Raw genomic sequence first — 13,039 nt, forward strand, 5'->3', positions numbered from 1 at the left:
ACGTGGCGTATGTCGAGCAAGGAGAAAAAATGCGCAAACCCCGCAGCGAAATGATTGCCGAGACGCGGGCGAAGCTTCTGGCCGCCGGCCGCAAGGCATTTGGCAGCATCGGATATGCCGACGCGTCCATGGACGACTTCACGGCCGAAGCGGGACTGACCCGCGGTGCGCTTTATCACCACTTCGGCGATAAAAAAGGCCTGTTGCTGGCGGTCGTGGGTGAAATCGATGCCGAAATGACGAAGAGGCTCTGTGACATCTCGTCAAGGGCCGAGACGCGATGGGAGGGCTTCATCGAGGAGAATGTCGGCTATGTCTGCATGGCTCTGGAGCCTGAAATCCAGCGTATCATGTTCCGCGACGGACCGGCCGTGCTGGGTGACCCCTCCCGCTGGCCAAATGCCAATGGCTGTATCTTGGCCGTTGCACGAAGCCTCGATGCGTTGAAGCAGGAGGGGACTATCGGCGACATCGATCCGGAGGCATGCGCCCGTTTCATCAATGCGGCGAGCAGCAGTGCCGCCCAGTGGATCGCGAACTCCGACGACCCCGAAACGACGTCCAGACGAGCCGTGCAAAGCTTCCGGGCCTTTCTGGAAGGATTGCGGATCAGGAAAGGCTGAGCAGCCGCGGCATCATTTGAGCGGAGCAAATGCCGGAGGGCATGGGCCGATGACCGTGCGGTCTGCGGTTTCATTCATTCCGCTCGCAGCATCTCCTGCATTCGCCCGACGATTTCGTCGAGAATGGCAATCCTCTGGCCGCCGCTCGGGCGGATCGCGAAATAGGAGACTTCGATCCTCGGCTCGAACGGAATTGCAACAACCTCGGCCCCGGCGGAGCGGAGGCTGGTATTGTCAACGATGCCGATCCCCATGCCGGCTGCTGCGAAATGGCAGCAGTTCAGCATGGATGTTTCCATCGTGCTGACAGGCTGGTGATCTTCACGCGAAAAGGCCCTGTCGAGGGAAAGCCTCAATGGTGAGTTTCTGCCCGGAATAAGCACCCGTTCATCCATGAGGTCGGCCGGCGTTATGACGCTGCGTCCGGCCAGTTCATGGCCCGGCGCCATGGCGGCGACCGCGCCGGCGCTGTGGAGGCGGACGGCATTCTTTTCGACCATCCGTGGAGAACTGAAGACGAGGCCGAGATCATAACGGTTCTGCTCGACCATGTCCCAGATGTAGCGGCTGTTCTCCACGTCGATTACGAGCGGAATATCCGGCCGGTCGCCGATCGTGTCGATGATCGCCTGATGCAGATATGGCCGCACCAGCGATGTGACGCTGGCGATGCGCAGAACTGTATTCTTGTGCAGGCGGATGTCGGCGGCGGCCTGCCCGATCTGGTCAAGCCCGAGATAGAGGCGCTCCACCTCGCGATAGAGTTTTGTCGCTTCGGCAGTCGGCATCAGCCGGGCGCCCGCTCTTTCGAACAGGGTCATCTGTACGATGTCTTCGAGATCGCGGATCAACCGGCTGACCGCCGGCTGCGTCACGTTCATGGCTTCCGCCGCAGCCGTGATGCCACCGGTCATCATGACGCTGCGAAAAGCTTCGACCTGCCGTGGTTTTAACCGCAACCTTTACTCCTCCCATAACATTCAGGCATGAACTCTGTACCAAATGCAATTTTTCTTTTCCATAAAGAAGCGTTAACTCCTCTTGATCGCGCGGGGAGAGTGCGCGCTGGAACAACCCGGAGGAGTCCTCACCATGAAGTTTTCTGCTGTCGCAGCCGCATTGGCAGCGTCTGTTTTCGCCATGCCGCTCGCAGGTCAGGCAAAGGACCTCACCGTTGGTCTGTCCGCTTCGACAACGTCCATGGATCCGCAGTTTTATGTGGTCGGCCCGAACAGCGCGATGGCGCGCAATATTTTCGACGGTCTTGTGAACCAGGACGAGAAGCAGCAAATCCAGCCGGCGCTCGCCACCTCCTGGAAGGTGGTCGACGACAAGACCTGGGAATTCAAGCTGCGCGAAGGCGTGAAGTTCCACGACGGCAGCGATTTCACCGCAGAGGACGTGATTGCCAGCATCAAGCGCATTCCGCTGGCCTCGACCAACAGCCCAAGCTCGTTTGCCGCCTATGTGAAGGCGATCACCGAGGTCACCGCCGTCGACCCGCTGACCGTGCGCATCACGACGGCCGGCCCGACGCCGCTGCTGCTCAACAACCTCAGCCGTATCGCCATTCTGCCGGCTGAAATGGAAAAGGTAACGACGGGCGAGATGAATACCGGCAAGGGCGTCATCGGCACCGGCCCGTTCAAATTCGTCTCCTGGTCGCCGGACGACAACGTCGTGGTTGCCCGGAATGATGCCTATTGGGGCGAAAAGGCTGCCTGGGACAAGGTTACCTTCCGTGTCTTCAAGAACCCGAGCGCGCGCGTTGCCGCCATGCTTTCGGGTGATGTCGACATGATCGAAAGCATTCCGACGGCCGATACCCGCAGGCTTGAGGCATCCGACAAGCTGAAGGTCGTCAATATTGCCGGCAACCGCATCATGTATCTGCACATGGATCAGGCCCGCGAAGAATCGCCTTTCGCCAAGGGGCCGGATGGCAAGAACCCGCTTCTGAAGCCGGAAGTGCGCCGTGCCCTGTCCCTGTCGATCAACCGTGAAGCACTTGTTGACCGCATCATGGATGGACAGGGCGTTCCGGCCGGTCAGGTCGTTCCCGAAGGTTATTTCGGTTACGATCCGGCAATCAAGGTTGACGCTTATGACCCGAACAAGGCCAAGGAACTGTTGGCGAAGGCCGGTTATCCCGACGGTTTCCAGCTGACCTTCCACGCCTCGAACGACCGTTATCCGAACGATAGCAAGGTTGCACAGGCAATCGGCCAGTTCTTCAGCCGCGTCGGCGTCAAAACCGAAGTCGCGACCCTGCCGGGCAGCGTTTATTTCACCCGTGCCTCGAACCTCGAATTCAGCTTCATCATGGGTGGCGCCGCTGTCGAAACCGGCGAAGCCTCCGGCGTGCTTGGGCCTATCCTCGAAACCTATGGCGAGAAGGCGGGGCAGGGCAATCGCGGCCGTTATTCCAACCCGGAATTCGACAAGGATCTGAATGAGGCGCGTGCAACGCTTGACGATGCCAAGCGCGAGGAACTGCTGCGCAAGGCAACCGAAGTCGCCATGGGCGACCTCGGCGTCATCCCGGTCTTTTATCTGGCGAACACCTGGGCGGTGAAGAGCGACATCAGCTATGCCGGCCGTTCGGACGGCTACACGCTTCCCTACTACGTGAAGCCGAACTGATCCGAAAAAAGGAGCGATCCGCCATGTCTTTCAGCGGTGTATTTCCCTATCTCGTCTCGCCGGTCGATGCATCCGGCAAGGTGATGCAAGGTGTGCTGACGGATCTGGTGGATCATCTGATCGGCGAGGGCGTTCACGGCCTCGCGCCGCTCGGCAGCACCGGCGAATTTGCCTATCTCTCCCAGGAGCAGAGACGCTGCGTCGTCGACACGGTGATTTCGGCCAATCGCGGCCGGGTCCCCGTTGTCGCCGGCGTGGCGTCGACCTCGACCGCCGATGCGGTGGCCCAGACCGAATATATGGTGGAAGCGGGGGCGGATGGTATTCTGGCCATTCTCGAAGCCTATTTCCCTGTCAGCGACGAGGGTGTGGAAGCTTATTTCACCGCAATCGCGAAAGCGGCCAAAGGGCGGCCGGTGGTGCTCTACACCAACCCGCAGTTCCAGCGTTCCGATCTCTCTCTCCCGGTGATCGAGCGGCTGAGCCATATCGACAACATCAGCTACATCAAGGACGCCTCGACCAATACCGGCCGCCTGCTTTCCATCATCGAACGAACCCGTGGACGAATGCAGGTCTTTGCCGCCTCCGCGCATATTCCGGTCTGCGTGATGATGATCGGCGGGGTGGGCTGGATGGCGGGACCTGCCTGCATCGTGCCCCGGCAGAGCATAGCGCTCTACGAAGCCGCAAGGGCAGGAAACTGGATGCTGGCGATGGAGATGCAGCGGCCGATGTGGAAGGTCAACGAGATCTTCGCGAAATATTCGATTGCCGCCTGCATCAAGACGGCGCTCGAACTGCAGGGTTTCGCCGTTGGCGCGCCGGTCCATCCGCAACTGCCGCTCGGAGAAGCCGCGCGGGCGGAGATTGCCGACGTGCTGCGCGATGTCGGCGCGCTCTGAGTTTTTTCCCATCCCACACCACACATTGAAGGCATTTGAGAATGAAGCCGATTTCGATCATCGTCGATTGTGATCCCGGTATCGACGACACCATTGCGCTCCTCACCGCATTCGTGTCGCCGGAACTCAAGATCCTTGGCATCACGCCGGTCTGCGGCAACCAGCCGCTGGAGCGGACGGTGCGCAATGCCCTGCAGGTCTGCGAGCTTGGTGAACGAACCGATATTCCGGTCTATGCCGGCTGTTTCCGCCCGATGCTGCGTGAGCCGATCCATGGCCAGTTCCACGGCAAGACCGGGCTCGGAAACACCGTTCTGCCGGAGCCTGCCAAAAAGGTGGAAACCATGTCCGCCGTCGATTTCCTGATCGAAACGCTGGGCGGGGCGGCGGAAAAGGGCGAGCGTATCACGCTCTGCTGCCTTGGCCCGATGACCAATGTCGCAGTCGCGTTGCGCATGAAGCCGCAGATCGCCGAGGGCATCGAGCGTATCGTGATGATGGGCGGCGCCTATCGCGAACCCGGCAATCGCACGATGACCTCGGAATACAATGTTCTGGCCGATCCGCACGCCGTGCATGTTGTGTTTTCAAGCGGCATCCCGATTGTCGCGCTGGCGCTTGATGCCACCCATCAGGTGATGCTGAAGCCGGAACATATCACCGAGTTTTCACGCGTCAGCGGTCGCATTTCGCAGACGCTTGCCGAGCTGATGGCCTTCTGGGACCGCAATGACGTTCCCCGCTACGGTTCGCGCGGCGGCCCGCTGCATGATCCGCTGGTCATGGCCTATATCCTTGCGCCGCATCTGTTCGAAACGCAGAAGGCGCGGGTCTTCGTCGAATATGAAAGCGAACTCTGCATGGGGCAGACGATTGCCGACTGGTACGGCAAAAGCGGCCTCGAACCCAATGCCGACATTGTCACCAGGGTTGATGCCGATGGCGTCATCGCCTTCTTCCTGGAACGGCTGTCGCGTTACGCCGAAAAGGTGGTGGTATGAAAGCGCATAAGGTCATCATCGATGCGGATCCCGGCGTCGATGACGCCGCCGCCATCCTGATGGCGCTCGCCTCGCCGGAGATCGAGGTTCTGGGCCTGTCCATCGTTGCCGGCAACGTGCCGCTGCACGACACCGTCGTCAATGCCTGCAAGCTGGTGGGCCTGAGCGGCAGCCGCAGCGTACCGGTTTATGCCGGCGCCAGCGGACCGCTGGTGCGCGAGCAGGTGCTTGGCAAATATGCCCGCATCGGCGCTTTCAATGATGCGCTGGTCAAGGCCGGCGGGATTGTGCCGGAAGAAGAAAATGCGGTGCAGTTCATCGTGCGAACCGCACGCGCCGCAGTAGATGCCGGCGAACAGATCACCATCTGCGCCATCGGGCCGATGACCAATATTGCGCTGGCGCTCGTCCAGCATCCGGATGTCGCGCGCGGCATCGGCCGGATCGTTGCCATGGGCGGTGCCTTTACCGCGCTCGGCCACCGCACGCCATGGGCGGAGTTCAACATCTACGCCGACCCACATGCCGCCGAGATCGTCTTCCAGTCTGGTGTGCCGATCGTGTTGATGCCGCTCGACATGACGTTCAAGGCGCTGTTCACGGCCGAACATTTTGAAAGGTTCCGCGCCGGCGGCGAAGCGGGTGGTGCGCTCTTCAACCTGTTCTCCACCTTCGACCGCAGCGACGTGAAACGCTTCGGTCGCCCGGGCGGGCCGATCCACGATGCGACCACGATCGCGTGGCTGATCCGCCCTGAACTCTTCACCAGTTGTGAAGCTTTTGTCGGCGTACAGGTCACAGGCCTGACAATGGGTTATACCTATGCCGATTTCTACAGGAAGATGGACCGGGCGGCCAATGCCACCGTCGTCACCGATATTGACGAGACCGGTTTCATCGAATTGCTGATCGAGCGCATCGCTCGCCATGGCGGCGAAGCGCTCGGCGGACAAACACCGGGAGGCTCAAGATCATGAGCGGATATATCCTAAGCCGGTCGATGCAGACCGTGCTCACCCTTCTCGTCATGTCGGTTCTGGTCTTTGCCGGCCTCTACCTCGTCGGCAATCCGGTCGACGTGTTGCTGAGCCCGACCGCGACGCCGGCTGAAAGGCTGCAGGTCATCCAGTCCTTCGGTCTCGACAAGCCGGTCTGGGAACAATACTGGCTGTTCCTGACCCGCGCGCTTTCAGGCGATCTTGGCAATTCCTTCGTGTTCAACCAGCCGGCGCTGACGCTGATCCTGAACCGCATGCCCGCCACGCTGGAACTTGCCTTTGTTGCGCTGTTCATGGCGCTCGTCATCGGCATTCCACTCGGCGTTTATGCCGGCCTGAAGCCGAAGGGCCTCATCTCCAGGTCGATCATGACCTTCTCCATCCTCGGCTTCAGCCTGCCGACCTTCTGGATCGGTCTCGTCATGATCATGTTCTTCAGCGTCTATCTGGGCTGGCTGCCGGCATCCGGCCGCGGCGACACCGTGTCCGTGCTCGGCGTGCCGCTCAGCCTCTTCACGCTGGACGGCCTGTCCCATCTCCTGCTGCCGGCCTTCAATCTGGCGCTGTTCAAGATTTCGCTCGTCATCCGTCTCACCCGCGCCGGCGTGATGGAAACCATGCAGCTGGATTTTGTCCGTTTCGCCCGGGCCAAGGGTCTGACGGAGCGCCGTATCGTTACCGTGCATGTCATGAAGAACACGCTGATCCCGCTGATTACCGTCATCGGCCTAGAACTCGGCTCGCTGATCGCCTTCGCCGTCGTCACTGAAACGATCTTCGCATGGCCGGGCATGGGCAAGCTGATCATCGACGCCATCGGCGTTCTCGATCGCCCCGTCATCCTCGCCTATCTGATGATCACCGTCGTGATGTTCAGCGTCATCAATCTTCTGGTCGACATTCTATATTCCTTGGTCGACCCCCGCGTTCGTCTTGAGGGGAATTCGTGATGACCGACAGCAAGTCCCCAACCGTTTCGGTTCACGCCGCCGCAAACACCGATACCCGCGCGACCTCCCGTTCGCCTGGCCGGGAAGTGGCCTACGCGCTGCTGCATGACAAGCTTGCGCTGATCGGCATCGTGCTGGTGACGGTCTTTATTCTCGCGGCCGTCTTCGCGCCGATGATTGCGCCGCAGAACCCTTACGATCTCGCCCAGCTCGACATTATGGACGGCCGCCTGCCGCCGCTTTCGAAAAGCATGTCCGGCCTGACCTATCTGATCGGCACGGATACGCAGGGCCGCGACCTGTTCAGCGCCATTCTTTACGGCCTGCGCACCAGTATTCTCGTCGGCCTTTCGAGTGCGGCGATTGCACTCGTCATCGGTGCGTCCATCGGCCTTATCAGCGCCTATGCCGGTGGCCGGCTGGATTCCATCCTGATGCGTATCGTCGACATCCAGCTCAGCTTCCCGGCCATTCTGATCGCGCTGATCTTCCTCGCCATTCTCGGCCAGGGCGTCGACAAGATCATTCTGGCGCTGGTGGTTACGCAATGGGCCTATTATGCGCGCACAATCCGCGGCTCCGCGCTGGTGGAGCGCAAGCGCGCCTATGTGGACGCGGCCCGCTCCATGGCGCTGCCGGACCGCAGCATTCTCTTCCGGCATATTCTGCCCAATTGCCTGCCGCCGCTGATCGTTGTCGCCACCATGCGCGTCGCCTATGCCATCATGCTGGAAGCTACCCTGTCCTTCCTCGGCATCGGCCTGCCGGTGACGGAGCCCTCGCTCGGTCTGTTGATCTCGAACGGGTTCGAATATCTGCTTTCCGGCGATTACTGGATCAGCTTCTTTCCGGGCCTTGTCCTGCTGTTGCTCATCGTCGCGATCAACCTGATCGGCGATGCCCTGCGCGACATTCTCAATCCGCGACGGGAGGGCTGATGCCATGACCGCACCAATGACCAATCCGATCCTGTCGATTTCAAACCTCAACACAGCATTCCGCGTCGGCGGCGAATGGCGCAATGTCGTCAACGATGTCAGCTTTGACATCAATGCGAAGGAGACCGTCGCCGTCGTCGGTGAATCGGGTTCCGGCAAGAGCGTCACGGCCATGTCGATCATGCGGCTTTTGTCGCCCGGCAATTCTCGGGTGACCGGCCGGATCGATTTCGAGGGCAAGGACCTCCTGTCTCTCCCGCTCGAGGCCATGCAGAAAATCCGCGGCAACCGCATTGGCATGATCTTTCAGGAACCGATGACATCGCTCAATCCGGTCCTGAAGATCGGCCAGCAGATCACCGAAGTTCTGGTGCAGCACCGCGGCATGTCGCATGCGCAGGCGGAAGCCGAAGCCGTACGGCTGCTGGAGAAGGTGCGCATTCCCTCGGCGAAATCGCGTCTCAACGAATATCCGATGAATTTTTCCGGCGGCATGCGCCAGCGCGTCGTCATCGCCATCGCACTTGCCTGCGACCCAAAGCTGCTGATTGCTGACGAGCCGACGACGGCGCTTGATGTCACCATTCAGGCGCAGATCCTCGAACTCATCAAGACGCTGCAGGAAGAGGAGGGCATGTCGGTCCTCTTCATCACGCACGACATGGGTGTTGTCGCCGAAATCTCCGACCGCACGGTGGTGATGTTCCGTGGCGAGCAGGTGGAAACCGGCACGACGCACGATCTTTTTGCGGGCGCCAGCCACCCCTATACGCGGGCCCTTCTGTCGGCCGTGCCGCAGCTCGGTTCGATGGCGGGCAAGGACCGCCCGTTGCGTTTCCCGCTGGTGGACATGGCAACCGGCGAGATCCAGCCCGTCAAGCCGACGGAAGATACGGTCAGGCGGGATACGCCGCCAATCCTCAAGGTCGACAATCTGATCACCCGCTTCCCGATCAAGCAGGGTTTCCTGCGCAAGACGATCGGCCGCATTCACGCTGTCGAGGGCGTCTCGCTGGAGTTGCGGCAGGGCGAAACCCTCTCGCTTGTCGGCGAATCCGGTTGCGGCAAGTCCACCACCGGCCGTTCGATCATCCGGCTGACGGATCCCGTCTCCGGTAAGGTCAGCATCGGCGGCAAGGATGTGCTGAAAGCCGGTAAAGGCGAGCTTGCCGATATTCGCCGTGAAGCACAGATGATCTTCCAGGATCCGTTCGAAAGCCTCAACCCGCGCATCCGCATCGGCCAGGCGATCGCCGAACCCATCGTCACCCATGGGCTGGCGAGCGCTGCGCAAGCGCGCGAGCGTGTCGGCAATCTCCTGGAACGGGTCGGCCTTTCCGCCTCGATGGCGGATCGTTTTCCGCACGAATTCTCCGGTGGCCAACGCCAGCGCGTCTGCATCGCGCGTGCTCTGGCACTGGAACCGAAGCTCCTGATCGCCGACGAATCCGTTTCCGCGCTCGACGTTTCGGTAAAGGCGCAGGTCATCAACCTGATGCTCGACCTGCAGGAAAAATTCGGCCTCGGTTATCTCTTCATCAGCCATGATATGGCCGTTGTGGAGCGCATCAGCCACCGCGTCGCCGTCATGTATCTCGGCGAGATCGTCGAAATCGGTTCGCGCCAGTCGGTGTTTGAAAATCCCCAGCACGATTATACCAAACGCCTGATGGCAGCGGTGCCGATTGCCGATCCATCTCGCCGGCAGACGCGGCGGATTTCCAATGAGGAGATCAAGAGCCCGTTCCGCGCCGCCGACTATGTGCCGCCGAAGCGCGTTTACGAAGAAGCCGGCGAAGGACATTTCGTGCTGGTCGCATAGGGCCGCGGCTCCATTCTCCACTGGCTCGTCTTGACGACCGTGTGTACATTTGCTGTTCACGCTGGCCCACCCGGCCAGCGGGATCGTCAATGAACACGAACGCTACGAGGTGGACGTGATGGTCGACAGGAAGTCGAACAAAGCTGCCGGTATCGCGAAGACCGAGCCGGCGGATGCGGCGCCGAAGCTTCTTTCGGGCGGCAATCCCCAGATTGCCAAGGGTTATGGTAATGCGCCGGTGCAGGCCTATATCGCGGCCATGCCCGAGTGGAAAAGTGCTGTCGGAGCCCGGATCGACGCGTTGATCGAGAGCACCGTTCCTGGCGTGCGCAAAGCGGTGAAGTGGAACTCGCCTTTTTACGGCAGGGAGGATGATGTCTGGTTCCTCGCCCTCCATTGTTTTACCAAATACGTCAAGGTTACCTTCTTTGACGGCGCATCTTTGCAGCCGATGCCGCCGGGCACTTCCAAACAACAGAAAGTTCGTTACCTCGATATTCACGAGGGCGCATTCGATGAAGCGCAATTCATCGACTGGGTGAAACAGGCAAGCCAGTTGCCCGGCGAAAGGATGTGAGTGTCTCCGCGAACCTGTTTCGTGGGCTGTGAGCCAAAGCGATCGGGGGTGTGGCGAGCGAATCACGTCGTCCCTCAATTTCTGAAAAAGCGGCAAAGCATCGCGGATGATGAGAAATTCCGGGCTCCTCGATACAGTTTTTCCTCCTTGAAGAAAAACCGGCTGATCTGGCCGATTTCTGTTTACTTTTGCCGAAGTTGCACCGCATCACGCTGTTTGAATTCGCTTTCAGGCGTATCGCAAACGACGGAGGATGAGATGAAAGCACTGGTGCTCGAAGAAAAAGGAAAGCTCTCGCTCAGGGAGTTTGACATTGCCGGCAAGCTCGGGCCGAAGGATGTGCGCATCCGCACGCACACGGTCGGCATCTGCGGTTCGGACGTCCATTATTATACCCATGGCAAAATCGGCCATTTCGTCGTCAACGCACCCATGGTGCTCGGCCATGAAGCTTCGGGAACGGTGATCGAAACCGGTGCCGAGGTGACGCATCTGAAGGCGGGCGACCGCGTCTGCATGGAGCCGGGCATTCCCGACCCGACCTCGCGCGCGTCCAAGCTTGGCATATACAATGTCGATCCGGCCGTCAGCTTCTGGGCGACCCCTCCTGTCCATGGTTGCCTGACGCCGGAAGTCATTCATCCCGCAGCCTTTACCTACAAGCTGCCTGACAATGTTTCATTTGCCGAGGGCGCCATGGTCGAACCCTTCGCCATCGGCATGCAGGCGGCGCTGAGAGCGCGCATCCAGCCCGGCGATATCGCCGTTGTCACCGGCGCCGGCCCGATCGGCATGATGGTGGCGCTGGCTGCGCTCGCGGGTGGCTGCGCCAAGGTGATCGTCGCCGATCTTGCCCAGCCGAAGCTGGATATCATCGCCGCCTATGATGGCATCGAAACCGTCAATATCCGCGAGCACAACCTCGCCGAAGCGGTTGCGGCTGCGACGGAGGGCTGGGGCTGCGATATCGTCTTTGAATGCTCCGGTGCCGCACCTGCCATACTGGGCATGGCGAAACTGGCGCGTCCCGGTGGCGCGATCGTCCTCGTCGGCATGCCCGTCGATCCCGTTCCGGTCGATATTGTCGGCCTGCAGGCCAAGGAGCTTCGGGTGGAGACGGTTTTCCGCTACGCCAATGTCTATGACCGGGCGGTTGCCCTCATCGCCTCGGGCAAGGTCGATCTGAAGCCTTTGATCTCCGCGACCATTCCCTTTGAAGACAGCATCGCCGGTTTTGACCGTGCGGTGGAGGCAAGGGAAACGGACGTGAAACTGCAAATTCTGATGCCGCAATAAGCTCTTCCGGCCAATCGGCCGCTGATGATCGAGCGGCAGATATCCTGCGGAAAAGTATGAGCGCGAACTGCCGGTGATCGGTGGATCGCGCTCTAAAAATTAATCACATCCCTTTCCCTCATGCGCATTATATGGGCGTATCACGCAAAATTGCGCAGGAAAATCGGCGCAACCGCCGGCTTTGTTTGCAGCATCCGCGGCGCACTATTCAATTCTCGACAAAAAACAGTCAAAAAAGTATCAGCAATTTCCCCGGCATGATGTGGAACTCTGCGCGGCAGGCCATATGCTCTCCGCCAACGCTTAGGGACGGGCCATAAAGAGGAATGGCTTTCTCCGTGAATGCGGCGGACGTGACTGAAGGGAGGAATATTGATGCAGCCCGATCTGGAACTGGTGCACATCCGCAAGGGCGAATCCTTCGCCGCCTGGCGGCATGGCTATCCGTTCCGTACCGTGCGCTGGCATTACCATCCTGAGTATGAAATTCATCTGGTCGTGGCGACATCGGGCACGTTTTATATCGGCGATTTCGTTGGTCGCTTCGGCCCCGGTCAGCTCATCATGACCGGTCCCAATCTCCCCCAGAACTGGATCAGCGAGATCGAGCCGGACGAGATCGTTCCGACGCGCTCTCTCGTGATCCAGTTTCCGGAGACCTTTATCGAGGATGCCTGCGCGTCCATGTCCGAGATGGACGTGGTGCGTGCCCTGCTGGACCGCAGCCGCCGCGGCATTCTGTTTGACGACGAGACGAGCGATCGTGTTCGCCCGCTGATCCTTCGGTTGATCGAGGCCCAGGGCCTGACGCGTCTGGCGCTTTTCTGGGAAATTCTCGACCTTCTGGTCAATGCCCCTGCGCCCGAGGTGCTGGCGAGCCTGAGTTACGAGCTTGATCTGACCGGCATTGGTGACAGCGGCATCAACCGCGCTTTGTCGCATCTGCGCCAGCACCTGACCGAACAGGTCGAGGAAATCGATCTCGCCGACATGGTGGGCCAGAGCCCGAGCGCCTTTTCCCGCGCCTTCAAGCGTCATACGGGGACAACCCTGGTGCGGTATCGCAATCAGTTACGCATTGATCTCGCCTGCCAGATGCTGCTGGCGGATCAGGACGTGAAGGTGGCGGAAGTCTGCTATGATGTGGGCTTTTCCAACCTTTCGAATTTCAACAGGCATTTCCTGAAGTTGAAGGGAATGTCGCCATCGAGGTTCCGGACCATATTCGCGGCCCAGAAGGCGGCGGTCATGGCGGATTAAACCACCGATACATCGCAGATTTTTCA

The 13,039-nt window shown here is 60.1% G+C and carries 12 protein-coding genes; 11 read left to right on the forward strand and 1 reads right to left on the reverse strand.

The window, feature by feature from the left end:
- The first annotated feature begins 29 nt into the window (after nucleotides 1–29).
- Nucleotides 30–623 (forward strand): TetR/AcrR family transcriptional regulator, encoded by a 594-nt coding sequence (locus JZY08_RS23860; RefSeq protein WP_216331893.1) that lies wholly within the window; start codon nucleotides 30–32, stop codon nucleotides 621–623.
- A gap of 74 nt (nucleotides 624–697) precedes the next feature.
- Here JZY08_RS23860 and JZY08_RS23865 read toward each other — a convergent pair whose 3' ends face one another.
- Nucleotides 698–1,582, reverse strand: a complete 885-nt coding sequence (locus JZY08_RS23865; protein ID WP_035243114.1) for a LysR substrate-binding domain-containing protein — start codon at nucleotides 1,580–1,582, stop codon at nucleotides 698–700.
- 133 nt (nucleotides 1,583–1,715) lie between these two features.
- Between JZY08_RS23865 and JZY08_RS23870 the strand changes: the two genes are divergently transcribed.
- The 10 genes from JZY08_RS23870 (at nucleotide 1,716) to JZY08_RS23915 (ending at nucleotide 13,013) form a co-directional block, all read left to right on the forward strand.
- On the forward strand, nucleotides 1,716–3,266 hold the full coding sequence (locus JZY08_RS23870) for an ABC transporter substrate-binding protein (protein WP_216331894.1): 1,551 nt from the start codon (nucleotides 1,716–1,718) through the stop codon (nucleotides 3,264–3,266).
- Between the two features lie 23 nt (nucleotides 3,267–3,289).
- Nucleotides 3,290–4,171, forward strand: a complete 882-nt coding sequence (locus JZY08_RS23875; protein WP_216331895.1) for a dihydrodipicolinate synthase family protein — start codon at nucleotides 3,290–3,292, stop codon at nucleotides 4,169–4,171.
- A 41-nt stretch (nucleotides 4,172–4,212) separates the two neighbouring features.
- Nucleotides 4,213–5,172, forward strand: a complete 960-nt coding sequence (locus JZY08_RS23880) for a nucleoside hydrolase (RefSeq protein WP_216331896.1) — start codon at nucleotides 4,213–4,215, stop codon at nucleotides 5,170–5,172.
- A complete protein-coding gene (locus JZY08_RS23885; protein ID WP_216331897.1) occupies nucleotides 5,169–6,149 on the forward strand; it encodes a nucleoside hydrolase in 981 nt (326 codons plus the stop codon). Before JZY08_RS23880 ends, JZY08_RS23885 begins: the two co-directional genes overlap by 4 nt.
- Complete coding sequence (locus JZY08_RS23890) at nucleotides 6,146–7,120, forward strand: ABC transporter permease (RefSeq protein ID WP_035225794.1); 975 nt, start codon at nucleotides 6,146–6,148, stop codon at nucleotides 7,118–7,120. Before JZY08_RS23885 ends, JZY08_RS23890 begins: the two co-directional genes overlap by 4 nt.
- Entirely contained in the window at nucleotides 7,120–8,058 is a 939-nt protein-coding gene (locus JZY08_RS23895; RefSeq protein WP_216331898.1) for an ABC transporter permease, read from the forward strand. The genes JZY08_RS23890 and JZY08_RS23895 overlap by 1 nt, the downstream gene beginning before the upstream one ends.
- Nucleotides 8,059–8,074: 16 nt before the next feature.
- Entirely contained in the window at nucleotides 8,075–9,880 is a 1,806-nt protein-coding gene (locus JZY08_RS23900) for an ABC transporter ATP-binding protein (protein WP_216333509.1), read from the forward strand.
- A 118-nt stretch (nucleotides 9,881–9,998) separates the two neighbouring features.
- Nucleotides 9,999–10,457 (forward strand): DUF1801 domain-containing protein, encoded by a 459-nt coding sequence (locus JZY08_RS23905; RefSeq protein WP_216333510.1) that lies wholly within the window; start codon nucleotides 9,999–10,001, stop codon nucleotides 10,455–10,457.
- Between the two features lie 258 nt (nucleotides 10,458–10,715).
- Complete coding sequence (locus JZY08_RS23910) at nucleotides 10,716–11,753, forward strand: NAD(P)-dependent alcohol dehydrogenase (RefSeq protein WP_216331899.1); 1,038 nt, start codon at nucleotides 10,716–10,718, stop codon at nucleotides 11,751–11,753.
- A gap of 375 nt (nucleotides 11,754–12,128) precedes the next feature.
- Nucleotides 12,129–13,013: a helix-turn-helix domain-containing protein gene (locus JZY08_RS23915; RefSeq protein WP_137039551.1), complete on the forward strand. Its 885-nt coding sequence runs from the start codon at nucleotides 12,129–12,131 to the stop codon at nucleotides 13,011–13,013.
- Nucleotides 13,014–13,039: the final 26 nt, after the last annotated feature.

Origin of the sequence: Rhizobium sp. X9 (assembly GCF_018873185.1) — a bacterium.
GTDB classification, from domain to species: domain Bacteria; phylum Pseudomonadota; class Alphaproteobacteria; order Rhizobiales; family Rhizobiaceae; genus Agrobacterium; species Agrobacterium oryzihabitans.